Annotated in this window: 18 protein-coding genes and 1 pseudogene; 4 read left to right on the forward strand and 15 right to left on the reverse strand. The window is 65.7% G+C overall.

The features are described from left to right. Positions 1-90: 90 nt before the first annotated feature. The 13 genes from esxA to espM form a co-directional block, all read right to left on the reverse strand. The gene (esxA, locus tag CDN38_RS13905; protein WP_023368930.1) at positions 91-378 is read right to left on the reverse strand and encodes a type VII secretion system ESX-1 WXG100 family target ESAT-6; all 288 of its coding nucleotides are present in this window, start codon (positions 376-378) and stop codon (positions 91-93) included. Positions 379-413: 35 nt separating this feature from the next. After that, on the reverse strand, positions 414-716 hold the full coding sequence (locus CDN38_RS13910; RefSeq protein ID WP_036416839.1) for a WXG100 family type VII secretion target: 303 nt from the start codon (positions 714-716) through the stop codon (positions 414-416). Between the two features lie 92 nt (positions 717-808). Beyond that, on the reverse strand, positions 809-1,909 hold the full coding sequence (locus CDN38_RS13915) for a PPE family protein (protein WP_075509168.1): 1,101 nt from the start codon (positions 1,907-1,909) through the stop codon (positions 809-811). 48 nt (positions 1,910-1,957) lie between these two features. Next, the gene (locus tag CDN38_RS13920; protein ID WP_075509098.1) at positions 1,958-2,254 is read right to left on the reverse strand and encodes a PE domain-containing protein; all 297 of its coding nucleotides are present in this window, start codon (positions 2,252-2,254) and stop codon (positions 1,958-1,960) included. Positions 2,255-2,394: 140 nt separating this feature from the next. Further along, positions 2,395-4,167, reverse strand: coding sequence for a type VII secretion protein EccCb (gene eccCb, locus CDN38_RS13925; RefSeq protein WP_075509099.1), 1,773 nt, complete (start codon positions 4,165-4,167; stop codon positions 2,395-2,397). Continuing rightward, on the reverse strand, positions 4,164-6,401 hold the full coding sequence (eccCa, locus tag CDN38_RS13930; protein WP_075509100.1) for a type VII secretion protein EccCa: 2,238 nt from the start codon (positions 6,399-6,401) through the stop codon (positions 4,164-4,166). Before eccCa ends, eccCb begins: the two co-directional genes overlap by 4 nt. Then, positions 6,401-7,843, reverse strand: coding sequence for a type VII secretion protein EccB (eccB, locus tag CDN38_RS13935; protein ID WP_075509101.1), 1,443 nt, complete (start codon positions 7,841-7,843; stop codon positions 6,401-6,403). The genes eccCa and eccB overlap by 1 nt, the downstream gene beginning before the upstream one ends. Before the next feature lie 3 nt (positions 7,844-7,846). Further along, positions 7,847-9,568, reverse strand: coding sequence for a type VII secretion AAA-ATPase EccA (eccA, locus tag CDN38_RS13940; protein ID WP_075509102.1), 1,722 nt, complete (start codon positions 9,566-9,568; stop codon positions 7,847-7,849). Positions 9,569-9,571: 3 nt separating this feature from the next. Further along, positions 9,572-10,114, reverse strand: a complete 543-nt coding sequence (locus tag CDN38_RS13945; RefSeq protein ID WP_075509103.1) for a DUF2694 domain-containing protein — start codon at positions 10,112-10,114, stop codon at positions 9,572-9,574. 38 nt (positions 10,115-10,152) lie between these two features. Then, positions 10,153-11,004: an ESX secretion-associated protein EspG gene (locus tag CDN38_RS13950; protein ID WP_075509104.1), complete on the reverse strand. Its 852-nt coding sequence runs from the start codon at positions 11,002-11,004 to the stop codon at positions 10,153-10,155. Between the two features lies 1 nt (position 11,005). Further along, positions 11,006-11,317 (reverse strand): ESX-1 secretion-associated protein, encoded by a 312-nt coding sequence (locus CDN38_RS13955; RefSeq protein WP_075509105.1) that lies wholly within the window; start codon positions 11,315-11,317, stop codon positions 11,006-11,008. Between the two features lie 77 nt (positions 11,318-11,394). Then, the gene (locus CDN38_RS13960; protein ID WP_075509106.1) at positions 11,395-12,693 is read right to left on the reverse strand and encodes an EspA/EspE family type VII secretion system effector; all 1,299 of its coding nucleotides are present in this window, start codon (positions 12,691-12,693) and stop codon (positions 11,395-11,397) included. Positions 12,694-12,927: 234 nt separating this feature from the next. After that, positions 12,928-14,034: an ESX-1 type VII secretion system transcriptional regulator EspM gene (gene espM, locus CDN38_RS32200; RefSeq protein ID WP_075509107.1), complete on the reverse strand. Its 1,107-nt coding sequence runs from the start codon at positions 14,032-14,034 to the stop codon at positions 12,928-12,930. A 458-nt stretch (positions 14,035-14,492) separates the two neighbouring features. Between espM and CDN38_RS13970 the strand changes: the two genes are divergently transcribed. Continuing rightward, positions 14,493-14,780 carry a WhiB family transcriptional regulator gene (locus tag CDN38_RS13970; protein ID WP_023368915.1) on the forward strand — a complete coding sequence of 96 codons (288 nt, stop codon included), beginning with the start codon at positions 14,493-14,495 and terminating at the stop codon, positions 14,778-14,780. Positions 14,781-15,020: 240 nt separating this feature from the next. Then, a complete protein-coding gene (locus tag CDN38_RS13975; protein WP_233026871.1) occupies positions 15,021-15,341 on the forward strand; it encodes an SRPBCC family protein in 321 nt (106 codons plus the stop codon). 120 nt (positions 15,342-15,461) lie between these two features. Here the strand turns inward: CDN38_RS13975 and CDN38_RS13980 are convergent, their stop codons facing one another. After that, entirely contained in the window at positions 15,462-16,523 is a 1,062-nt protein-coding gene (locus CDN38_RS13980) for a MinD/ParA family ATP-binding protein (RefSeq protein WP_082276923.1), read from the reverse strand. Positions 16,524-17,562: 1,039 nt separating this feature from the next. Between CDN38_RS13980 and gltB the strand changes: the two genes are divergently transcribed. Beyond that, entirely contained in the window at positions 17,563-22,170 is a 4,608-nt protein-coding gene (gene gltB, locus CDN38_RS13985; RefSeq protein ID WP_075509108.1) for a glutamate synthase large subunit, read from the forward strand. Further along, positions 22,163-23,629 carry a glutamate synthase subunit beta gene (locus tag CDN38_RS13990; RefSeq protein WP_075509109.1) on the forward strand — a complete coding sequence of 489 codons (1,467 nt, stop codon included), beginning with the start codon at positions 22,163-22,165 and terminating at the stop codon, positions 23,627-23,629. Before gltB ends, CDN38_RS13990 begins: the two co-directional genes overlap by 8 nt. Positions 23,630-23,994: 365 nt before the next feature. Here CDN38_RS13990 and CDN38_RS13995 read toward each other — a convergent pair. Further along, positions 23,995-24,673: pseudogene (locus tag CDN38_RS13995) on the reverse strand (LLM class F420-dependent oxidoreductase). Between the last annotated feature and the right edge of the window lie 42 nt (positions 24,674-24,715).

Consider the following 24,715-nt stretch of genomic DNA (forward strand, 5'->3'; position numbering starts at 1 on the left):
ATAGGACAAAGCACGAGAAGGGGCGAGATCCCCAAAGGGTTGAACTCGCCCGATCTCGTGCTTCGGTATTGTACGCGAATAGGGGGTTACCTATGCGAACATCCCCGTCACGTTGCCCTCGGTCGAGGCCATGGCCTGACCGGCTTCGCTGATCGTGCGCGAGAGGTTCTGCAGCGCGTTGTTCAGCTCCTGAGCGGTGGCGTCCCACTTTTGCTGGACACCCTGGTAGGCCTCCGAACCGCTACCGCCCCAGGCCGCAGCCAGTTTGGTCAAAGACTGCTTGCCCTCGTCGAGAAGGGAATGAATGCTGGTGACATTCCCCTGAATTGCGCTGGCCGCGGCCTCGATGCCCGCGAAATTCCACTGCTGCTCTGTCATGTCCTATTGCTCCGTTTCTTCGTGGTAATTAGGGGTCAGAAGCCCATTTGTGAGGACAGCGCCTGCTGCTGCTCCTCGTCGGCCTTCGAGTATTGGACGCCGGCCTGACGAATGTTCGTCGAAATTTCCTCGAGCTCCGCCTTTTGCTTGTTGGCCGCCTCTTGGAAGCGCACCACCGCGGCCTGGGCCGCCGCGCCCGCCGCACCACGCCATTGGGCCTGCAGCGAAGCAGCGGTTGACTCGACCTGGTCGATCTGGGTCTTCATGTCACCGGAGATCCGCTCGAAGTTACCTGCCTCCTGCGCGAGGGTAGCGGCATCGGTCTTCATCTCTGCCATGCTGGACTACTTTCTCTCTTTCTTTTCCTCGCCAAAATGTTGGCAAGTCTTCCGGCCCGGGTGGCCGGGAAGTCTGTTGTCTGCGGCGACGATCACCAGTCGTCCTCGTCGTCCCAGGCGTCTTCGTCTGCGTCGTTGCGCTCCTGGGTGAGCGTGGCCGGTGCGGCCAGCCCGGGTCGGGAAGAGCCGCCGGTTTGTGCTCCCTGTCCCATCGCGCCGGCACCCACCGGGGCCGCTCCGCTGGTCGCCGACGACCCTGCAGCAGCGGCGGGTTGCACGGCCGGGCCGACAGGCTTGTCGAGCAGCTCGCTCATGAGCGGCGTGCGGGCCACCGTCCCGCCGGCGCCCGGCAGCGCCTCCCCGCGCAGCAAACCCGCCCCCATACTGGCGCCGGATCCGCCGGCCAACGGGTGGTTGGACAGTGGACTGGTGCCGACCAGGCCCATCTGCAGAGACTCGTCGTCGGCCGGATTGCTGCCGGCCATGCCGCCGGTCTGGCTGAACATCGACGTCATCTGTTGCATCGGTTGGGTCAGCTGCTGCATGGGCCCGCTCGCCTCGGCGAGCTGGCCAGCCGTCGCCTGAAGCTGGCTGGCCGGTACGCCGGTGACCTGTGACGCCATATCGAAGACCGGGCTCGCCGCCATGCTCTGGCCGCTCATGCTCGGGTCGAGGATCGCGGTCATCGGCTCGAGCTTTTCGAAGAGCGTGTTAGCCAGGGTCTCGGCCTGGTAGACGTCCATCGCCAGGGCGGCCTGAGTCCACATGCGGATGAAGTAGTCCATCTCGTTGAAGGCGATCGGCACGGTGTTGATGCCGAAGAAATTGGTCGCCATCAGAATCGCGGTGGTGATGTGGTTGGCCGCGATCTCGGCCAGCGACGGCGTGGTCGCCATCGCCTGCGTGTATGCGGCCGCCTGCGCCGTGGCCTGCAGACCCCGTGTTTTGGCCTGCGTTGAGGCGGTCTGCAGCCAGGTCACCATCGGCAGGGCAGCGTTGATGGCCTTGTCGCTGCCTCCGCCGGTCCACGCTTCACCCAGCGAGTTCAAGCGAGCGGTCAATTCGACGGCCTGAGCGTCCAGGGCGGCCGCGAATGCCGCCCAGCCCGTGGCTGCGGCCAGCATCGGAGCCGGGCCCGCGCCGGCCATCAGCCGCGCGGTGTTCAGCTCCGGCGGCATTGCGTGCCACCACATGGCGATCACTCCTTCTGGTTGCGCTGTCTCTGTCGGTTGGTTGACCTGTTAGGCGATGACGCCGGCGGCGCCGTCGTCGACTTGCGAATAAGTCCGGGCGATGTCCTGGACCGCGTCTCCGGCCCGTTGCAGTTCGGCTTGGGCCGAGCTGTTGGAAGCCAGCATCTGCGCGCCCGCGGAGGCGAACGCCGCGGCCGCCTGGGCCGAGACCTCGTCGGCGCCCGCGGGCACCAGCCCGGTCACCGACGTCACCGCCGTCGCACCAGCTGCCACGCCACCGAGCGCGTTATCGCTCACTTGCCCGCCAATGTCGGCAGCGGCGGCGGCGTGTGACATTTCATCCATTTGCCGACTTCTTCTCCTGGTATTTGCCGTCTAGCCGTTAAATCGTTTAGTTATAGCCGGAAACAAACCCCGACGAAGAGCACCGCGCTGGGCTCCGATTACCGCGGTCTCGGGACCTCCTCGCCGCGATTGAAATAATCTTAACCGGGGGTTGGGGGTGCTGCGAACACTTCTTCTGGAGGCTCGATGTAGGGGGCCTGGATGACCTCCTTGCCTTCCGGTGAGACCAGAAATGCCTGGCCAGGGGGCCTCCGCTTGACCTTGAACTCGCTCGACGGGAATTCCTGCTTCTCGCCCGAAAGGAACATTGTCGGGGCGCCCGACCCGAATGCTGCGCCCACGAACTTGTCCATGGTCGCCTTGTATGCCTGGCTCATCTGGCAGGTCACAATGATGTGCAGCCCGATATCTGTCGCAGCCGGCAATAACGGTGCCAGTGGCGCCATTGGGGGCATGCCGCCGGCGGCGCCCACAATCATGTGCCAATCATCGACCAGGAGTACGACATCGAATCCGCTCCACCACGAACGCGAGCGCAATTGTGCCGTCGTCAAGTCGGTGGGCGGCAGCCGCTTCTTCAAGTTGACTGCCAGGGCCTTGACCGCCTCGTCCAGGCTTGCGCTGTTGCGGTTGATCGCGCCGGCGGACAGCAGGTGGCTGTCGGGCACCGCGTCAAGCAGGCCCGAGCGGTAGTCCGCAAGCATGAACCGCACCTGATCGGGACTGTTGCGGGCACAGATCGCTTGGGCGATGGCGTGGGCAATGGTGGTTTTGCCGGACTTGGCCGCACCGAAGATCAACAGGTGCGGGTTCGAGTGCATGTGCGCGTGCGCCACCGACAGGTCCGTCTCGCGCAATCCGATCGGGATCTCCCAGCGAGTGCGGTAATCGGCCTCCGGCCCGGGCGGGTTCGGGTCGAGCTCGTACAGGTGAATCCGCTCGGGCAGGACCCGGACCGGCGGTGCCTGGTCGGTGTGCTGGGCCGCGATCTGCGCCACCCCGGCAGTCATCGCCTCCACCAGGTTCTCGGCGCTGTGCACGCCGTCCAACCTGGGCGCCCCGATCATCAAGTGGTGCTTTTCCATCGACACCGCCCGGCCGGGACGATTCGCCGGGATCTCGCGGGCAATCCGGTCGATCTGGGTTTCGTTGACGTCGCCGAGCCGGAACTCGATCTTGGTGCCCAGGTAGTCGCGGACGCGTGACTTCAGCTCCGTCCACCGCGGCGTCGAGATGATGACGTGCACACCGAACGACAGTCCCTGCGCGGCCAGATCCTGGACCTGCATTTCCAGGTCCGGAAACTCACTGACGAAGGCCGGCCACCCGTCGATGATCAGAAATACGTCACCATAAGGGTCGGCCGCGACGGGCTGCTTCGGATCGTCACGCAGCTGCCGGTACATGGCGATAGAGCCCACCCGGTTTTCCTTGAAGGTGGTTTCTCGTTGCCGCAGCACGGATTGCATCTCCGCGACCACCCGGGCGACTTTGTCGGGCTCGGAGCGGCTGGCCACCCCGCCGACGTGCGGCAGGTTTTCCAGATAGATCAGACCGCCGCCGCCTAGGTCGATGCAATAGAACTGGACATTGCGCGGGGAGTGGGTGGCAGCGGCCGACATCACCAGCGTCTGCAGCAGGGTGGATTTCCCGGTCTGCGGTGCGCCTCCTATACCGATGTTCCCGCCCGCTCCGGAAACGTCGACGCCCCAGACGTCCTGGAGGTGGCGGCGCGGTTCATCCATGATGCCCAGGGCGAAGCGCAGCGGTTGCCGCCGGTCGCGAGCAACCAGCTCGTCCAGCGGCGTCGGATCGGTCAGCGGCGGCAGCCACATCTTGTACGCCCGCGACTCGGCGGTGCTGAGTTGGTCCAGGATGACCTCGCGCAACGTGCGTGTCTCGGTACTGGTCACGACGTTAAGGCCTCCTCAAGTATCGGGGCCGCGGTGAACGGTCGGATTCGCAAGGCCTGCTTGGGAATCTGCGGACCGGCCTTGCTGCCGTCGCCATTGGCGTCGACCCCCGCCGGCGGAACATACGGCCCACTGATATAGAACGTGCTGAACTTGACGGGGTCTTCCATGCCCACCCGCAGGAACCCGACACCGCTCTCTTTGTTGGTGATGTAGACCGCTTCGGGAGTCCCGATCACCGCTTTGGACTCATGAGAGCTGGTGGTGCGCAACGCGATTCGGTAGGTCAGGTTGGGTTCCAATTTGTCTATGCGAACCCCGCCGGTCTGCAGCGACTGGGTGGCCAGCAGCAGATGCACCCGCAGTGACCGGCCTACCCGGCAGATCCGGTCGAACAGACCGATGAAGTCGGGATGACTTTGCAGCAACTCGGCGAACTCGTCCACGACCACGAAAAGCGTTGGCAGCGGCGGCAGATCGGCCCCGCGTTCCCGGTACTTCTCGTACTCGGCGACTCCGGAAAGAGCCCCGGACGCGCCGACCTTGATCCCGGCCTGCCGCAGAATCGACTGCCGGCGGTCCAGTTCGCCGGTCAACACCTCGCCCATCCGGCTGACGAGCTCGGCTTCTTCGGCCATGTTGGTGATGACGGCGGCGGTGTGCGGCAGCTTTTCCATTCCCAGAAAGGTCGAGCCGCCCTTGAAGTCGGTGAGCAGCAGGTTGACCTGATCCGGATGGGTCATGGCCACCAACGACAGGATCAGGGTGCGCAGAAACTCGGATTTCCCGGACCCTGTGGTGCCGATCAGCATCCCGTGCGGCCCGCCGCCGAACTCCGCACCCTCTTTGATATCCAGGTACATGACGTTGCCGGTCTTGAGTTCGTGGCCGAAGGGAATCTTGAGCCGATCACGGTCGGTATCGGTGTACATCCGCCAACGGGAGGGGGTGATCTCCTCGACGGTCTTGGCGCCTACCAATTGATGCCATTCGGTTGCGACCTTCTTCTGGACGCGTGACGTCTTGTCCAGGATGGTGCCCGTGATCGACCAGCCGGCCAGCTTGCGGGCAAGACGGGCCGCTTGTTGCGGTGACATGCTGTCGGCGACCGAGGTCACCAGGCGGAACTGCTGGCCCGGCAGCCGATCGTCAGCGGTCCCGTCCTCGGCGACCCGGATGCGGTAAGCCGAGCCACGGTGGTTGCCCAGGGTGAGCACCGTGACACCGGCCCGGCCGTCGGGCGGGAATCCGGCCTTGCCGCCGGTGAGGTCCACCACGACGACGTAGGGGCCGGTGGGAAGCGTGTCGGGGGCGTGCGGCCCGCGCGCGGCCAGGTCGGCCAGACCATCCGGGCGCGTGTAGATCATCCGGACCGGCCCGGCGGCGTCGGTATCGGTCTGATGCTGAACGTGCGGCAACCATTTGAGCCAGGACCAATCGGGGTCCTCCGGATTTTCGGTGAGGACCCGGATCTGCAACAGGTCCGGCGGATGGCACACCGCCAGATGGCAGATCATGGCCGTCAGCAGCCGGTCGGCGCCCGGCCGCGCGCCGCCGATCGCGATGGTGGGAAAGGTGCGCAACTGCAGCAGCTTGGGGCAGTCGTGGATCAGGCCGTGGGTGCGCAGGAACTTGACCACCCACATGTGGCTGACCGGCTCGAGGTACGGCTGCGGTGCCGCGGAGGTCGCGGCCAGTTCGCCGCCGACGGCCGGTTTCAGCAATCGATCCACCGCCGGCTGGTCGCCGATCCCGATCCGGGTGGCCGCGTAGAAATCGCTGTTGGCGGGCCGCGACCACTGCCGCTGGGTGCCGACGAGTGACAGCAGATCGTCGGGATGCGGGGCGTGGTAACCGAAGAACGCCACCTGTGAGGTGGCCGAGGACGTCACCCGTCCGCGGAGCCCGGCGAGATAACGCAGGTATTCCTTGCGGTCGGCGTTGATTTCCGGCACCTTTTTGCCGCCACCGCCGGTACCCCCGGCCAGGGAGCCGACCATCATCACGATCATCATCAGCGGCATCATCAGCATGTAGGGCGACAGCTGCCTACCGCCGGCGAACATGATCGCGATCATGCCGAGCATGGCGCCACCCATCACGTAGGGCAGGACCTTCTGAACGCCCGAGGGCGGGATGTCGATACCGAGATCGTCGGGTGGGGTGAGGCTGATCTCGCCCGGTGTCAGCCGTGGGCCGCGAGTGATGGTTGGGGTGAATTTCTTCGTCGTCATCAGGGGACTCCGGGTGTTCCGGCGGGAACTTTTCGTGGACTGGGATCGGCGGGAAGCGTTTCGTGCTCTAACAAGGCGGCGTCTTTGGACAGCACCGGCCCGTCAACCAGTAGCCGAACCACCTCCCAGGGAGCGGTTTTCGGGGAACCCAGGCCCAGTGCCTTCGCGGAATCGGCGTTGGGGACCCCGTAGCGCACCCCCTCCGGGTCGATGTAGTACATCGATTCGCCGTAGCGGGGATCCGGGGACTGCAACTGGACGAACTTGCCACCGTCGATGTACACCGTTGCGGTGCCCTGGATCTGCTTGATACCGCTGTTCATGGCCGACGGCGGGATCGGCAGATGCCGTCCGGACAGGACCGTCGTCTTCGGCGACTGATCTCCGGCTGTGCGTTCCCACATCCAGCACAGGGTGGGTTCGTCCGGCCGGGACATGATCTTGAGCTGCTCGGCGGGCAGCGGTGAGTCGTAAACGCGTTCAGGAATGCGCACGACCAGGCTCGGCACGACCGCCGGCGGTGCCACCAGGCCGTGCGACTGGGTCGCGCGCAGCGCCGCCGCCGTCGTCGCGTTCACCGCGGCGATGCCGTCGGGCAGCACCACGTAGTATTGCGGCCCCTTGTCGGTGTGGATCTGAAATACCGAGCCGATCACCAGATCATCAGGCAGCCCAAGGGTATTGGGCGTTCCCGCGCCCGGTATGGGCGGCAGCTGCCAGGCGCCCATCGCGGGCAAGGCATTGAACATGCCCTCCGACATCGGGACGGGCTGGGCGGTGACGGGTATCCCCATGGCTGAGGTGAGTGCCCGGTCGCTGAGGTCGATCGAGTGGCGCCCCTTGGCGGTGACGATCCAGGTTTTACCCTGGTAGGTGGCCAGCGTTGCCTCGTTGGCCTCGATCGGGTTGATCGACGAATCGATCAGCAAGGGCATCACCAGGACCGACGTCTGAACTGCGGCGGAGGCGGCGCCGGGCCGGACGACGGTGTCGCATAAGGTCCAGGTCGAGGTGGTGTTCCCGGAAACCGGTGTGGCGTAAGGGGCGCCGGGAATCCCGATCGTCTGACCCAACGGCATCTTGCTCAGTTCGGAGGACTTCACGGTGGCGGGGTTGGCCGGGTTTCCCAGCACCAGCCGGGCCGAAGTCAGGTTGTAGACGGGATGCAACTGTCCCGACACGATCACGTACAGCTGGTTGGTCGCCCGATCGGTGAGAAGGCTGCTGGCGCCAAGCTTTCCCTGAGGTTTGAAGAAGGCCAACAGCCCGGCCCCGAGCAGGATCAAGACCGCGATGACGATGCCGAGCCCGACCGAACGGCTGTAGAACTGCAGCGGATCGTCGAACATGCGGGTGTCGCGCCGCACGATGGCGTGCTCGAGGCGGCGAAGCAGGAAGCGCCAGCCGCTGACCTGAACCTTGGTGGTGAGGCGAAGCCCCATGGTTCACTCTCTCATGTTGAGGTGCGCATGCACAGAGGCGATCGCCTCGGCCATGTCGGCGCCGTCGATCTCTTGCAGCCGGTCCACATCCAGAGATTCGATGTCGATGCCCTGCGCCAGGCGCATGTCCCGGTATTGCTCGGCGGCCTCGACCAATTGCCGTGCGTAGCGGCCGTTCCCGGCGATGTCGAGGGCCGGGCGGCCACGCAACGTCCGCTCGTGCAGCATCTTGGCGGCCCGCAGGAACTCATCGGCGGCTTCGGCGCTCAGCGTCGAATCATTGGCGGTGGCAATGACTTTCGCGATCTCCAGGAGTTCTTCGGGGCTGTAGGTGTCGAACTCGATGCGGGTGGCGAAACGGGACCGCAGGCCCTCGTTTGTTTCCAGCAGCCGATCGATGTCCGAACTGTAGCCGGCGATGATCACCACCAGCCGGTCACGGTCGTTTTCCATGCGGGCCAGCAGCGTGTCCATCGCTTCCTGCCCGAACGGGTCGGTGCGCCCATCCCGCTCCTGCACCAGCGCGTAGGCCTCGTCGATGAACAGCACGCCGCCCAGGGCCTGATCGATCGTCTTGGCGGTCTTGACCGCCGACTGCCCCTCGTACTCGGCGACGAAGTCCTTGCGCGATGTCTCGACCAACTTGGGTTCGGCGATGACACCCAACCCGGCCAGAATGTTGGCCACTACCCGGGCGATCGTGGTCTTGCCGGTACCGGGCGGCCCGGTGAAGATCATGTGCTTGCTGGGCTGGGCGACCTTCATCCCCTTGGCAGCCCGAACCCGGGCCATCATAGTCGCCGCGCGGTACCGCTCGATCTGGGCTTTGACGCGGGTGAGTCCGATTTGGCGGTCCAGCTCGGCCTGGGCTTCGGCCAGCAGCCGCTCGCGACCGGAGGTGTCGGTCACTACGCTGCCCGGATCCCACGGGTCGGAGCGGGAGGCGATCTGCTCGGCCGTGGTCGTCTTCAAACGATACGATGAATCCTTGAGCGCCGCAGACACTTTCGGATTAGGATGGGTGGTCTGCAACCATTCCAGCAGGGCCACCGCGGCGTCTTCGTTTCCCTGGGAGCGGCGCGCCATGGCCAGATACCAGGCGATGGCGCGTGCGCACGCCTCACCGGCCGGCGAGTCGTTGGCCTCGGTGAGCCGGCGTTCGGCTTCGGTGAACAAGCCCAGGTTCGCCGCCGCCACACCGTGCGCCACACCGGCAGCCCCCGCCAAGAACTTGTCCGGCCATTTCGCGCCGCTCTTGACTTCGTCGATCACATCGGTCCAGCGCTCGGCGGCGCCGTAGATCACGGCTTTGAGCCACGACACCAGATGCTCGGACCCGGCGATCGCGCTCGCCTCGATGGCCTCCATGGCGTCGGCGTAATTGCCTTGGGCCGCTTCGGATGCGGCGAAACCCATGGTGATGGCCAGTGGCGATGCGACGGGGTAGGTGATATCTCCGTACAGGCCGCCGATGGGGACTCTGGCGCCCAGGGTGCTCATCGAGATCTGCGCCGAACCCGCCAATCGGCCGAAGTTCCGGCGCGAATACCAGGCCCGGAACAGCGTCACCCGGTCGAGATCACCGCATCTGATCCGGCCGACCCACGCATCGCAGGCCGACTCGTCCTCATTGGTGATTTCGGTGAACAGGTCCAGCGACCGTGCCTCTGACAACGGCAGCATGCCGACGGCACTTTCGAACAGACCGGCCAGGCGATCAGTCATGTATCACCGTTCGTTGTACCGAGAGGTGTAGTCGACCTCGTAGCGAGTGGCGAACACCTCGGCTTCGGCCGCGGCGGCTTCTTCGGGCGTCGGCAAATTCAGCGTCATTCCGACGAACTCGCGAAGCAGGGCATTCGCCTCCTCTCCGTCGCCCGCCAACTCATTCATGCTCTCCATCATGAAGGTGTGCTGGGCTGCCCGGGCCTTTTGCCGGGCCAGGTCGGCGATGACGAAGATCTCTTCGGCAAGCCCTGATTCGGTCATGCGCGAGGCCTTGTCGGTCACCGTGATCTTCTGGATGATGCCGCCCATCATCGCCGTGACCGACACGCTGCCCTGCGGGTTGGTCACCGTGAACAACTCGAGCTCGGATTCTTCTTCCTTCTCGGTCAACCCGTGCAGGGCGTCCAGGTCGGCTCCGGTGTCCGCCGGTTCGGGCGGCGCGTACTCATCGAGCGCGTCAAGTGAGGATTCCTCGGCGGCACCGGCGGTGAAATCCAGCGCGCCGAAATCGTCGCTGACGTAGTCGTTCCCGGGCAGGTCCACTATGGCTCCCTTTCTGACTCGTGACGGAGATTGAGCAGTCAGCCTCGGGCCGAGGCTTGGGTGTGATCCGAGGCGTGATCTAACCAGGAGCCCGCGGGAAGAAGTTCCACCAGGGCGTCCAGTGCGAGCTGTAGGTTCTGCTGCGTGCCCGGGAGGAAGCTGCCGTACAGCTCACCGCCGACGACGCGGGGAAGGGACACCAGCCTGCCGTGCGCTGAGTCCAGAACACCGGCGGCAGCTTTGGTGTGCGTCGTCGTGCCGCCGGGATGGCGTTGGCTGGCGACGATTTCCACCCAGCTGTCCGGATTGCTCACGATCTCGGTATAGGTGCGGGCCGCGGTCGGGGCGAGGCCGTACCGGGTCAGCTGAGCCGCGGTGGTGCACTCGGCCAGCTCGCTCGCGAGGCCTGTCAGCGGTTCCACGCTCGCGGGTTCCGCGGTACCCAGCACGGCTGTCACCATGTCTGCCAGACGGACCTGCGGAGCCACCAGCTGTAGCACCAGCATGTCGCCATTGCGCACCGCGATGACATGGCGATCGTCCTTGCGGCACACCACGAACCGCACCATGACGCCGCCGATGTCGCGACGCCACCAGCGAGCCTCGAGGGTCCGGTCGGACCGGCTCAGGGTGTCCACCATCGAGGCGACCGTCGGATGGGGGTAGCCGTTGTGGTCCAGCACGCCTTGCGCGGTGAGGTCACGCCGCACCTGGTCCCAGACGACTTCCCGCAGGTCGTCTTGCGGGATGTTCGGCCGGATGCCCAGTGCCACTGGGAAATCGACCAGATGCAACCGGTCCGCGAGTACCAGCATGCCGTCGATGGTCACCTCGACGCCGACGACGTCGTCGAAGAGGTCCGCGCGGCCGGCGGCGAGCGGACCGGTCATATCAACCGAAGATCTTGTCGATGACGCCGGCCAGACCTTGGTCGGAATTCAGGTAGGCCCCGGCCGCCGAGAGCAGATTGTTGGCCAGCCCGCTGGTGACCCCTTGCAGCCCAGTGCCGGTGCTGTTGCGGGTCGTTTCGAACTGTTGCAACGTGTTGTTGAATTTCGACGTGAACGAACCGTGGGTGATCTGGACGCGCTGGCTGATTCCGCTGGGGGCCGAGGTGGCCGATTTGAGTTGCCCGGCGATCTCGTTGTGCATACCCGCCAGTACCTTCAGGAAGGACGGTACGACGCCGAGTATTCCTGTCATGGGGTGGACCTTTCCTCTACGTTCTTCTTTTTACTCGCTATGGCTTTGGTGCGCTTGGCTTTGATACGGCAGGCGCATCAAACCAGCCCACTCGGCGCGGGCCTAGGCGGAGGAGCCTGCCGCTGCTGGCCGCCGGCGGCTCCGGCGTCGATCGGCGCGCGCTCGGCGCCGGCTCCAGCGGCCGCGCCTTCCTCGTCCTCTTCCCGCTTGTCGCTGACGAGGGTGGCCTGTTGCTGCTGGCCGCCCTGCTGGGCCTGCGAGGAGATCATCTGCGCCTGCTGACCGGCCATGCTCCCGAGCTGGCCCGGCCCGCCGCCGGCTCCCACGAGCTGCTGCAACTGACCCATCGTCGCCGTGAGCGAACTGACGTTAGGTAGTTGGCTAAACGACAGCAGGTCGGCGAAGCTGAGGCTGGGCAGGCCTGCGAAGCCGCCCAAGAAATCGGGCAGGGCGGCCAACTCCGTCCAGGTTGGCAACTTGCCGAGGTTGCCGATTCCCGGGATCAAGTCGCCCAGGCTCGGTAAGCCGGGGAACAGGTTCGGGATGCTGGGCAGCCCGGGCAGGCTCGGGAATCCGGGGATGGGCAAGCCGGGGAAGCTCGGCAGGCCGGGCAGGCCGGGCAAGTTGCCGAAGTCGGGCAGGCCCGGAATGGACGGCCACTCGAATTCGGGCAGGCCCGGAATCGGCAGGTTGATGTCCGGTATACCCGGGACGGGCGGCCACTTGAAGTCCGGCAAGCCCGGGATGTCGGGCAGGCCCGGGATCGGGATGTCGGGCAGTTTCGGCGGCCAGAGGCCGTCGATGATGTCGGGGATGCTGGGAATGGGCAGACCAGGGAATTTGGGCAGAGTCGTCAACATCTCGGCAAGCCGGCCGAGCAGGCCCTGCAGGTTGGCCATGTTCATCAGCGTCATGATCGTCAGGTACAGCAATGCGCCGCCGACGACAGCCATCGCAATGCCCGACATCGGGAGTGCGAGTTGCCACGACCACAGCCAACCCAGCAGCGGAACCTTTTCCAGCCCCTTGCAGACCTTGTAGACGCCGTCGATCATCTTCTTCATCGCCCGCAGGACGTCGCGCGTGTTGGACACGTACTTGGCCTGGTTCGAAATCATGTTGCCGGTCAAAGAGTCGATGTCGCCCATCACCTTTGCGCGAAGTTGCTGCGCAATGTTCTGGTTCAAATAGGCGTCGGCGGCTTGGCCGATCCAGTTGGTACCCGGAATGGCGAGCCCCATCTTGTCGCTGATTTGCTTGAACAGCGTCGCGCCCGTGTTGAAGACATCACCTGGGTCGGGGATGCCCTCGCCGAGCAAGAGCAACTGGCCCCAAATGAAGTTACTGGTGTTCTTGCAAAGGTCGCTGCCCCACATTTACGTCTTTCCTCACACTCGCTGATCCTGTGCACTGACTTTTGTGCACCTTTACACCGCACGTTGAGCTTAGCAGCGCTGTGGTGACGGTAGATGCACGAATTTTTTGGTGAGCCGGGCGATTTCGTGCGCGGCGCGTGACGCGACCGCATAGCCGGCCGACCGGGCGACGGCACTCGCTCCCCGGACGATTGACCTCGAGCGCTCCATTGTGTTGCGGCCCCCGGAGTCGACTCAGTTGATTTGACGGATAAGCGCTTCGATTGCCTCGGCGGCTTCGGCTGGCAAAGCTTCCTCGGCTTCGGCGCGGACAATCATTTCTTCTGCCACTCCGGCTGCCTGTGCAGTTTCGGAAGCGGAAAGATTGGCCCGCCGGCGCGCGGCATATAAACGCTGCGCCAGCGTGGCTCCCGGAGCGGTGGCCCCCAGCGTCATCAATTTGTCGTGGTAACGGCGCACCGCGCCGAGCGCCTTGATCAGTTCGGGGGTAATACGACTGATGCGAGTCGCCTGTACGGCGATGGCCTCGAGTTGGCGCAAATCGGCGAGGATTGGCGCTGCGCGCTCGGTGAACTCGGGGTCCTCGGGCGGCGGTAGCGCGGCGATGGCCAGGCTGCAGGTGTCGACGGCCGCCGCCACCGCCTGCGCGATCAACGATGCCGGGCCCTCGGCGGGCTGCGCCTCGGCATCTGCTTCGAAAGTCGATACCGCCGGCTGATGGCCGGCGGTATCGCCGTGGCGGATCCGGGCGATGGTCCCGGGCGGCCATTGCAGCACTTCCTCGAGCTTGGCCCGGGTCCGTTCCCGCGGCCAGCTACGGCCCTTCTCGAAGGCGATCAATGCGCCCGCATTGATGATCCCGTCGGCCGCGAGGCTGCGCTGACTGATGTCAAGCTCACGCCGTCGCGCCGCGGCGGCCGCGCCGGCGCGGACCACGCCGGGATCGGGTTCGCTTGTCTGGCCATCCGACTGGTCCGCCGGTCGTTGTTCACGGCGCTGTTCTTCAGGCGAATTCGACGGCCTGACGACTTCGAACGTCAACGCCTTGCCTCCAGTGGGATCGCCGAACCGGACGATGGTCTTGTCGCTGACGGTCACAGATCCTTTGCGTCGTCCGTCGACGAACATACCGCTCGGGCTGTTGCCGAGGATGCGCCACGGTCCATCTTCGGACACTGCTCGCAGATGTGCCTGCGAAACGTCTGGATCTTCAACCTGGACACCAGCCAGGGGTGCGCGACCGATGGCCACGACATCACGGTCGGGGGCGATCGGGTGCGATGGTTCGCCGCTGTGCGCGACCAGCAGAGCCGGCCCGACAGGTGATTCGGCGTTGGGCATCTGCGTCGCTCTCCTGGCTCGTCCTAGCTCGCGGGTACTGGGGTGGGCAGCAGGACACGCCTTCCGCCGACCTCATCCTAACCGTTGCACCCTTCCAACGCTACGCTTTCGCTACGTTTTTCGGACCATGGCCGGATGTGGTCGGCGCCGGACACTGCTGCAGTAGAACCGCCATAAACGCTACGGTTCTGCCTGGCAGAAGTATCGCAAGCCGTAACGGTTTGCGCAATGGGTGAGCCCGGATCGGACACCGCACCGCCGTGGGGAGCGCCCGGGGCTTCGGAGTGTAAGCCCAGTTAGTGGTGTGAATCAAAGACACCCGGGCGAATCTCTCGATGCAGCCGTAGCGCATTTCGGCGAGCCCGAACGACTCCAACTGTTGCACTGCAACGGTTAGTGCTATACGCTACTGCCGGGAGGCTACCGACCTGCAACGCTTTAAAGAGGAGCGCAACGATATGACCGCAACGGCTCTGTACGAGGTCCCGCTGGGCGTCTGCACGCAGGACCCCGACCGCTGGACAACGACACCCGACAACGAGGCCAAGGCGATGTGCCGGGCCTGCCCGCGGCGCTGGGCGTGCGCCCGGGACGCCGTCGAATCCCCGGGCGCGGAAGGCCTTTGGGCCGGTGTGGTAATTCCTGAGTCAGGCCGGGCCCGAGCGTTCGCGCTGGGCCAGCTGCGGTCGCTGGCGGAGCGCAACGGTTACCCCGTGCGCGAGCGGGTGGTCGCCCAATCGGCATAACACTGCCGCGATCCGAGCCGCTGCTTCGAGGGGTCTGCGGTGCGGTGGGGCGGTCAGTGTTGCCGCGCGTAAACAGCGCGAGAAATCGAATGATTTCTCGCGCTGTTTACGTTGTCAGCTGCCCGCCGGCAAGCGGCAAAGACGGCCACTCTGAGCGTGATTCGACGACCCACCGTCCCGGGCCACCCGGAGTCACCCGGCTCGTCGGTGCGATGATGCCGGTCGCAAGGGAGGTGGTGCATGCGGTACATGGGTGAGGAAAGCGTGCACGCACTGGCTGCACGAGTATGGGAACTGCTCGTCGACGTGGAGGGCTGGCCGGCCTGGATGAAGTCCATGCGCGAGATCGAGCGCCTGGAAACCGGTCCATCGACCGTGGGCAGCCAGTCCCGGGTGAGCCAGCCGAAAGGTCGACTGATGGTATGGACGGTCACCGAACTGCAGCCGATGCGCACGTTCACCTGGGTGGCAACCCAGCCCGAACCCAGCCACGTCTTTCGATCGAGGCGGTGCGTCGCATCGACGACGACGGGAGCGGCGTGCGCACCACGCTCGAGTTGATCATGACCGGACCACTGGCGTGGCCGGCCGGCCTCACCGCGGGTTCGCGGGTTCGCTCGTACGTCGACATGGAAAGCAACGGCCTGAAACGGGCAGCCGAGTCGGGCTGAGCGCCGGCGCTTAGTGCGCCGGCGTCGCCGCCTCTGGGCGGGGGGCTCGGCGCTCGTCGGGTCGCGATGCGAAGTACTGCACGATGATCGCCGCGATCTGCAGAAATTTCAGCCGCGTCGCCGGCGCCAGCTCGTGGCGCACGTCGATGACGCCGCCTGGCCTCAGATGTGGATCGAAGGGCACCTCGACCACCCGCTGCCCGTGCTCGACGAACTCGCGGGCAAGCACCGAGCGGGTGCGTTTGTCGGAATGGCCATCGGAGTCGTTGAGCACCACGATGCTGCGTCGCAACAGATCCGTCAGCCTGCGGTCCGATAGCCACTCCATCGTCTTGGCCGCGGCGGAGGCCCCGTCCGCCCACGGCGAGGACACCACTATCAGCGCATCGAGGTCGCGCAGCACTTCCTGGGTCAGGGGGGCGTCCATCGTCGAACCGCAGTCGATCACCGAGATCGCGAAATGGCGGTCCAGCCGCAACGCGGCCTCCCGGTAGATCGCAGGGTCGAGCACCCTGCGCGCCCCGGCCATCGGTTCGCCGGGTAGCACGTGCAGGCCCACGGAGTTACGGCCCAGCCGAGCGACTATGTCGGCGAACGACGGCAGGTCTTTGGCTGCGGTCAGATCCCAGAACGACCCATGCGCGGCCGGATCGATCCTGCTGCTCAACCGGCCGAAGGCGGTATCGGCGTCGATCGCTACCACACGGTCCTGCTGGCGCAGTTCGGCGAAAATGGATCCGATGCTGGCCGCGACCGAGGTCTTACCGACGCCGCCCTTACCCAGGACGCCGACCTTGTGGCTACCCCGCAGGGCGGTTCGTATGGCGGCTTCGAAGTCGGCTGCCTCGCGTTGCGCGGCGGGTGGACCAGGATTGATCAGGCCGAAGGACACCACCCGAACGAGGCGCCGCCAGCCGTGGTCGGCGGGTCCACCCCCGGAACCGGTTGCCGGTATAACGGCGCGCTCGGTCCGAACACTCGGTGGGACCGGGACATCGGATGGTGCGGATTGCGGCGGTTTCCGCGCCGGATCGGGCGGTGCGAGCGGGCGCATCGGCGGGTGCGGCGGCATCGCTGATTGCGGTGCGTCCGGTCGCGGGGGTCGGGCTGGAGCCGGTGGTGGCGGGGCCGCCGGACCATATGAGAACGCCGGTGGAGGCGGCGGTGGCTGAAGCGTTGGCGGGCGCGGCGGCGCGGGCCGCGGGCCGGACACGCGAGAAGGAGCCGCCGGCGGTGGCGAATGCGCCGGGCGCGGCGGCGCGGGAGGATGCGGCCCAGACGCGCGAGGAGGAGCCACCGGGGCCCGCGAGGGTGCCGAATGCGGAACTTCGGACTGCGGACCGGTCTGGCTGCCGCCCAGGCCGGCGGGCGGAGCCGGCCGCATCCGGTCCCGAAGGAATACGTCGTGCTCGTTCATAAGCTCCTTAGTCGAGTCGGACAACCACCGCCGGACACCGACCAGTATCGAGCACCGGCCGGGCTGCCTACCTGTTGGGCCAGGCTTGCCCTCGGGCGGCCTGTCACAACCGCTTTTAGACTCCTATTAGTATTGTGCAAACTCGATGCCGAGCCACCCGGGCATTGCCGGGGCGCTCTCCTCGGGCCGTCGACGCCCGACACGGCGGTTTCCGCACCATGGCTGCCACGCTTTATCACCGAGCGTGTTACCGGTGTGACGGCTGTGCGATCGGCTGGACCGTGGCGGCTGCGAATGCCGACCGGCCGCACCAGCAAATTAGTCTAAGTGGTTACTGTGGCCACCGGCAGCACGTCGGAGGCGGGCGAGGGCAAGGGTTCGCGGTCCCAAAACGGCAGGTGAGAATGTCGTCGGAGGCTGGTCCCGCGGCACCTACGGCACGGCCGGCGGGCGGGTTACCATTGAGGAAGTTGGCATGTCAGGCGGGTATTGTCATATCGTTTTACGACTTGTCGAGATCGGTACCGGGGCACCGTTCAGCGCTGCACGGACGAATCCCCGGCCTGATCATTCCGCTGAACGGACAGCCTATCGACAAGACCGGAGGGGTCAACGCCCGCAACGTCACGGCACGGCGCCGTCGGAGCTGCTGGTTAGGCCGCGCAGGAAAAGTCTGCTGAAGGGTTAGGTGGGTATGGCGCCCAAGCGCGTCGGGCTATACAACCCCGCATTCGAACACGATTCGTGCGGGGTAGCCATGGTCGTCGACATGCACGGCCGGCGTAGCCGCGACATTGTGGACAAGGCGATCACTGCGCTGCTCAACCTCGAACATCGCGGTGCGGCCGGCGCCGAGCCGCGCAGCGGCGACGGCGCTGGCATCCTCATTCAGGTGCCGGATGCGTTCCTGCGAGAAGTCGTCGACTTCGAGTTGCCGGCTCCGGGTAGTTACGCCACCGGTATCGCCTTCTTGCCGCAGTCGTCCAAGGACGCTTCAGCTGCCTGCGCAGCGGTGGAGAAGATCGCCGAGGCCGAGGGGTTGCAGGTGCTGGGCTGGCGGAACGTGCCCACCGACGACTCGTCCCTGGGCGCCCTGTCCCGCGACGCGATGCCCACCTTCCGTCAGGTGTTCATGGCGGGCGCTTCCGGTATGACGCTGGAGCGCCGTGCCTACGTGATTCGCAAGCGCGCCGAGCATGAACTCGGCACTAAAGGCCCCGGCCAGGACGGCCCCGGCCGGGAGACCGTCTACTTTCCCAGCCTGTCCGGCCAGACGTTCGTCTACAAGGGCATGCTCACCACTCCGCAGCTCAAGGCGTTCTACCTCGATCTGCAGGATGACCGGCTGACCAGCGCCCTGGGTATCGTCCACTCGCGGTTCTCCACCAATACCTTCCCGTCCTGGCCGCTGGCGCACCCGTTCCGGCGCATCGCCCACAACGGCGAGATCAACACCGTCACCGGCAACGAGAACTGGATGCGCGCCCGCGAGGCGTTGATCAAGACCGACGTGTTCAGGGCCGAGTCCGACTCGGCAAATAGCTTGGAGAAACTGTTCCCGATCTGCACCCCGGGGGCCTCCGACACCGCCCGCTTCGACGAGGCGCTCGAGCTGTTGCACCTGGGCGGGCGCAGCCTGGCTCACGCGGTGCTGATGATGATCCCCGAGGCGTGGGAACGCCACGAATCGATGGACCCCGCGCGGCGGGCGTTCTACCAGTACCACGCCTCGTTGATGGAACCGTGGGACGGCCCGGCGTCGATGACGTTCACCGACGGCACGGTCGTGGGCGCGGTGCTGGATCGCAACGGTCTGCGCCCTTCGCGGATCTGGGTCACCAAGGACGGCCTGGTGGTGATGGCCTCCGAGGCCGGCGTACTGGACCTCGACCCGTCGACGGTGATCCGCCGGATGCGGCTGCAGCCGGGCCGGATGTTCCTGGTCGACACCGCGCAGGGCCGTATCGTCTCCGACGAGGAGATCAAGGCGGAGCTGGCCGCCGAGCACCCGTATCAGGAATGGCTGGACCGCAACCTGGTTCCGCTGGACAAGCTGCCGGCGGGCAAGTACGTGCGGATGCCCCACGACCGGTTGGTCATCCGGCAGCTGACTTTCGGCTACACCTACGAAGAACTGAATCTGTTGGTGGCGCCGATGGTCCGGACCGGCGCGGAGCCGATCGGGTCAATGGGCACCGATACGCCGATCGCGGTGCTGTCCCGGCGTCCCCGGATGCTGTACGACTACTTCCACCAGTTGTTCGCTCAGGTTACCAATCCGCCGCTGGACGCCATTCGTGAGGAGGTGGTGACCAGCTTGCAGGGCACCACCGGTGGTGAGCGCGACTTGCTGAACCCGGACGAGAACTCCTGTCATCAGATCGTGCTGCCGCAGCCGATTCTGCGTAACTATGAGCTGGCCAAGCTGGTCAACCTCGACCCGGACACCGAGGTCAACGGGCGCCCGCACGGCATGCGGTCCAAGGTTATTCGGTGTCTGTACCCGGTGGCCGAGGGCGGTGCCGGGCTGGCGGCCGCGCTGGCCGAGGTGCGTGCTCAGGCGTCGGCGGCGATCGCCGACGGTGCACGGGTCATCATCTTGTCCGACCGCAACTCCGACGAGAAGCTGGCGCCGATACCGTCGCTGCTGGCGGTGGCCGGGGTGCACCATCACTTGGTGCGGGACCGGACCCGCACCCATGTGGGTCTGGTCGTCGAATCCGGTGACGCCCGCGAGGTTCACCACATGGCGATGCTGCTGGGCTGCGGGGCCGCCGCGGTCAACCCCTACCTGGCCTTCGAATCCATCGAAGACATGCTCGACCGGGGCGCCCTGGAAGGACTCGGGGACGGTATCGACCGCAAGAAGGCGCTCAACAACTACATCAAGGCCGCGGGCAAGGGCGTGCTTAAAGTGATGTCCAAGATGGGCATTTCGACGCTGGCGTCCTACACCGGCGCGCAATTGTTCCAGGCCGTCGGCATCTCCGAGGACGTGCTCGACGAATACTTCACCGGGCTGACCTGCGCTACCGGCGGCATCACCCTGGACGACATCGCCGCAGACGTTGCCACCCGACACGCGCTGGCCTACCTGGACCGGCCGGACGAACGGGCGCACCGCGAGCTCGAAGTGGGCGGGGAGTACCAGTGGCGCCGGGAAGGTGAATACCACCTGTTCAACCCGGAGACCGTGTTCAAGCTGCAACACTCCACCCGCACCGGGCAGTACAAGATCTTCAAGGAGTACACCCGCCTGGTCGACGATCAGAGCGAGCGGATGGCCTCACTGCGCGGCCTGCTCAAATTCCGCGCGGGCGTGCGGCCGCCGGTGCCGCTGGAGGAGGTCGAGCCCGCCAGTGAGATCGTCAAGCGCTTCGCGACCGGGGCGATGAGCTACGGCTCGATCTCCGCCGAGGCACACGAGACGCTGGCGATCGCGATGAACCGTCTGGGTGCCCGATCCAACTGCGGCGAAGGCGGGGAGGACGTCCGCCGTTTCGAACGCGATCCCAACGGGGATTGGCGCCGCAGCGCCATCAAGCAGGTCGCCTCGGCCCGTTTCGGGGTCACCTCGCACTATCTGACCAACTGCACCGACATCCAGATCAAGATGGCCCAGGGCGCCAAACCCGGTGAGGGCGGCCAGCTTCCGGGTCACAAGGTGTACCCGTGGGTGGCCGACGTCCGGCACTCCACGCCCGGGGTGGGCCTCATTTCACCGCCGCCGCATCACGACATCTACTCCATCGAGGATTTGGCGCAGCTGATCTATGACCTCAAGAACGCCAACCCGTCCGCGCGGGTGCACGTCAAGCTGGTGTCCGAAAACGGTGTCGGCACCGTCGCAGCGGGTGTCTCCAAGGCGCACGCCGACGTGGTGCTGATCTCGGGGCACGACGGCGGTACCGGGGCGACCCCGCTGACGTCGATGAAGCATGCCGGCGCGCCGTGGGAACTGGGCCTGGCCGAGACCCAGCAGACGTTGCTGCTCAACGGGTTACGCGACCGGATCGTGGTCCAGGTGGACGGCCAGCTCAAGACCGGTCGCGACGTGATGATCGCCGCGCTGCTCGGCGCCGAGGAATTCGGCTTTTCCACCGCGCCGCTGGTGGTGGCCGGCTGCATCATGATGCGGGTGTGCCATCTGGACACCTGCCCGGTCGGCGTGGCCACCCAGAACCCGGTGCTGCGGGAACGGTTCACCGGCAAGGCCGAATTCGTCGAGAACTTCTTCATGTTCATCGCCGAGGAAGTGCGGGAATACATGGCGCAGTTGGGTTTCCGCACTTTCAACGAGGCCGTCGGCCAGGTGGGATCGCTGGACACCACGCTGGCCCGGGCCCATTGGAAGGCGCACCGCCTGGATCTGACACCGGTGCTGCACGAGCCGGAGTCGGCGTTCATGAACCAGGACCTGTACTGCAGTTCGCGCCAGGATCACGGCCTGGACAAGGCGCTCGATCAGCAGCTGATCGTGATGAGCCGCGAGGCGCTGGATTCCGGTTCGCCCGTTCGCTTTTCGACGACCATCAGCAACGTCAACCGCACGGTTGGCACCATGCTCGGTCACGAGGTGACGAAAGCCTATGGGGGTCAAGGCTTGCCGGATGGCACCATCGACATCACGTTCGAAGGGTCGGCCGGTAACAGCTTCGGTGCGTTTGTGCCCAAGGGGATCACATTGCGCATCTACGGCGACGCCAACGACTACGTGGGCAAGGGCCTGTCGGGTGGCCGGATCGTGGTGCGGCCGTCGGACAATGCGCCGCCCGGCTATGTCGCCGAGGACAACATCATCGGGGGCAACGTGATCCTGTTCGGCGCCACCAGCGGTGAGGTTTTCCTGCGTGGCGTGGTCGGGGAACGGTTTGCGGTCCGCAATTCCGGTGCGCATGCCGTGGTCGAGGGTGTGGGCGATCACGGGTGCGAGTACATGACCGGCGGCCGGGTCGTCATCCTGGGCCGTACCGGCCGCAACTTCGCCGCGGGTATGTCGGGCGGGATCGCCTATGTCTACGACCCGCACGGCGAGCTGCCTGACAACCTCAACACCGAGATGGTCGACGTCGAAACCCTCGACACCGATGATGCCGACTTCCTGCAGAGCATCATCGCGGCGCACGTCGACGCCACCGATTCCCCGGTCGGCCAACGCATTCTGGCCGACTGGCATGGGCAGCAGCGGCATTTCGTCAAGGTGATGCCCCGCGACTACAAACGGGTGTTGCAAGCCATCACCGAGGCCGAGCGTGACGGAGTGGATGTGGACAAGGCGATCATGGCGGCTGCGCATGGCTGACCCGACCGGCTTCCTCAAATACACACACCGGAAATTGCCGAAGCGGCGGCCTGTTCCGCTGCGCCTGCGCGACTGGAAAGAGGTCTACGAGGAGTTCGACAACGAGACGTTGCGTCAGCAGGCGACTCGTTGCATGGACTGCGGTATTCCGTTCTGCCACAACGGGTGTCCGTTGGGCAACTTGATCCCGGAATGGAATGACCTGGTGCGCCGGGGCCGTTGGCGCGATGCGATCGAACGGCTGCATGCCACCAACAATTTTCCGGACTTCACCGGCCGGCTGTGTCCGGCGCCGTGCGAGCCTGCGTGTGTGCTCGGGATCAACCAGGATCCGGTGACCATCAAGCAGATCGAGCTGGAGATCATCGACTATGCCTTCGAGGAAGGCTTCGTTGAGCCACTGCCGCCGCACACGCTGACCGGCAAGGCGGTTGCCGTCGTCGGTTCGGGCCCGGCCGGCCTGGCCGCCGCTCAACAGCTCACCCGTGCGGGACACACAGTGACGGTGTTCGAGCGCGACGACCGGATCGGCGGCCTGCTGCGCTACGGCATCCCCGAGTTCAAGATGGAAAAGCGTGTCCTGGATCGGCGGCTGGACCAGATGCGGGCCGAAGGGACCGAGTTCCGCGCCGGCGTCAATGTCGGCGTCGACATCACCGCCGAGCAGCTGCGTGCCGAGTTCGATGCGGTGGTGCTGGCCGGTGGCGCCACCGCCTGGCGCGAGCTGCCCATTCCCGGCCGTGATCTGGATGGCGTCCACCAGGCGATGGAATACCTGCCGTGGGCAAACCGGGTCCAGGAGGGCGATGACGTCCTGGGACCCGATGGGCAGCCGCCGATTACCGCCAAGGGGAAGAAGGTGGTCATCATCGGCGGTGGCGACACCGGGGCCGACTGCCTGGGTACCGTGCACCGTCAAGGCGCGGTCAACGTCCACCAGTTCGAGATCATGGCGCGCCCGCCGGACAGCCGGGCACCGTCGACCCCGTGGCCGACCTACCCGCTGATGTATCGGGTCTCGGCGGCCCATGAAGAAGGCGGCGAGCGAGTGTTCTCGGTCAACACCGAGGAATTCGTCGGTGACGACGGGCACGTGATCGCGCTCAGGGCGCACGAGGTGGCCATGCAGGACGGCAAGTTCGTCAAGGTCGAAGGCTCGGACTTCGAACTCGAGGCGGATCTGGTTTTGCTGGCGATGGGATTCGTCGGCCCGGAGAAGGCCGGTCTGCTCAACGATCTCGGGGTCGAGTTCACCGACCGGGGAAACGTGGCGCGTGGCGACGACTACGAAACCTCGGTTCCGGGTGTGTTTGTGGCGGGTGACATGGGCCGGGGCCAGTCGTTGATCGTGTGGGCGATCGCCGAAGGCCGGGCCGCAGCCGCGGGTGTGGACCGCTATCTGATGGGCTCCACCGCGCTTCCGGCCCCGATCAAGCCGACCGCTGCGCCGCTTCAATAACCACACTAGTAACACCAGAAACACGCCATTGATTGCTCGGCGCGTCGCTCACTGTTTGCCAGACGCCGGGTGTCTAATGGGGCTCTGTGGGCTCCGTCACAGCGATGCGTTGTGGAGTTCCGCCCGAGTTGTCCGATCGCAGGGAGTGTCGCTGTGCGTAGCAACCCAGTACCCCGGTCACGGGTGGGGCGAATCGCCTGGTCGTGGTTTCGTCACCCGGTAAAGAGTCACGAGTTTCCCGCCAGGAACGAGCGTCTGGTCACCGCTGAAGAGTTGCTGCGCTTCGCGATGTGATCGCCAGCTGGTTGGCCCCGCTCGGGTGCAACGAGTTTGCTCAACGATATCGAATTGTTATCTGGGCCGGATTACGAAAGCAGCCCTGATTCCCGGATGGCCTCCGCCAGCGGCTGCAGGACCGCAGGGTCGTGGGGTGGGGGCGAACTCCTCAGGCGGGCCGCCGACGAAGTTCCAGTGCTGGGCATAGCGCGCGGTGATCCGCAGCGTCCGTTTTTCCCCGCTGCCGCCGATACAGATCGGTGGGTGCGGCCGCTGCGGGCCCTTGGGTTCGTTGCGGGCGTCCTTGAGCTGGTAGCACTTGCCGTCGAGGGTGGTGGTCTCCTGGCTGGGCAGGCCGGTGAGCACGGCGCACGCTTCCTCGAACCTGTCGAAGCGTTCCCTGATGCTGCCCAGCTCGATGCCGTAGGCGCCCGACTCTTCCTCGTTCCAGCCGGCGCCGATGCCCAATTCGAGCCGTCCGTTGGAGATGATGTCCAGGGCGGCGGCCATATTGGCCAGCACCGCCGGGTGCCGGTAATGGATGCCGGTGACCAGGGTGCCCAGCCGCAGCCTCCGGGTGGCCTTGTGCGAGTGCGGTCAGAGTCGTCCAGCCTTCCAGGCACGGGCCGCTCGGGTCGGAAAAGATCGGTGAAAGTGATCGAACGTCCATCCGGATTCGTAGACGTCGATGTCGTCGGCTTCCTGCCAGGCCGCCAGCATCTGTGCCCACGTGGTGCTTTGCGGTGAGGTCTTGAATGCGAATCGCATGGAGCCGACGGTAGTCCAGCGTCCAGGAGCGCAACTACACTC

It is taken from the genome of Mycobacterium ostraviense, from assembly GCF_002705925.1.
Classification (GTDB): Bacteria; Actinomycetota; Actinomycetes; order Mycobacteriales; family Mycobacteriaceae; genus Mycobacterium; species Mycobacterium ostraviense.

Bases quoted from the DNA above. Each gene is read 5' to 3' on its own strand.
- gltB (WP_075509108.1), top strand. From the start codon at position 17,563: ATGGCGCCCAAGCGCGTCGGGCTATACAACCCCGCATTCGAACACGAT.
- CDN38_RS13950 (WP_075509104.1), bottom strand. From the start codon at position 11,004: ATGACCGGTCCGCTCGCCGCCGGCCGCGCGGACCTCTTCGACGACGTC.
- esxA (WP_023368930.1), bottom strand. From the start codon at position 378: ATGACAGAGCAGCAGTGGAATTTCGCGGGCATCGAGGCCGCGGCCAGC.
- eccB (WP_075509101.1), bottom strand. From the start codon at position 7,843: ATGGGGCTTCGCCTCACCACCAAGGTTCAGGTCAGCGGCTGGCGCTTC.
- eccA (WP_075509102.1), bottom strand. From the start codon at position 9,568: ATGACTGATCGCCTGGCCGGTCTGTTCGAAAGTGCCGTCGGCATGCTG.
- CDN38_RS13910 (WP_036416839.1), bottom strand. From the start codon at position 716: ATGGCAGAGATGAAGACCGATGCCGCTACCCTCGCGCAGGAGGCAGGT.
- CDN38_RS13980 (WP_082276923.1), bottom strand. From the start codon at position 16,523: ATGCCGCCGCACCCGCCGATGCGCCCGCTCGCACCGCCCGATCCGGCG.
- espM (WP_075509107.1), bottom strand. From the start codon at position 14,034: ATGCCCAACGCCGAATCACCTGTCGGGCCGGCTCTGCTGGTCGCGCAC.
- CDN38_RS13955 (WP_075509105.1), bottom strand. From the start codon at position 11,317: ATGACAGGAATACTCGGCGTCGTACCGTCCTTCCTGAAGGTACTGGCG.
- eccCa (WP_075509100.1), bottom strand. From the start codon at position 6,401: ATGACGACGAAGAAATTCACCCCAACCATCACTCGCGGCCCACGGCTG.
- CDN38_RS13970 (WP_023368915.1), top strand. From the start codon at position 14,493: ATGACCGCAACGGCTCTGTACGAGGTCCCGCTGGGCGTCTGCACGCAG.
- CDN38_RS13975 (WP_233026871.1), top strand. From the start codon at position 15,021: ATGCGGTACATGGGTGAGGAAAGCGTGCACGCACTGGCTGCACGAGTA.
- CDN38_RS13960 (WP_075509106.1), bottom strand. From the start codon at position 12,693: ATGTGGGGCAGCGACCTTTGCAAGAACACCAGTAACTTCATTTGGGGC.
- CDN38_RS13990 (WP_075509109.1), top strand. From the start codon at position 22,163: ATGGCTGACCCGACCGGCTTCCTCAAATACACACACCGGAAATTGCCG.
- CDN38_RS13920 (WP_075509098.1), bottom strand. From the start codon at position 2,254: ATGGATGAAATGTCACACGCCGCCGCCGCTGCCGACATTGGCGGGCAA.
- CDN38_RS13915 (WP_075509168.1), bottom strand. From the start codon at position 1,909: ATGTGGTGGCACGCAATGCCGCCGGAGCTGAACACCGCGCGGCTGATG.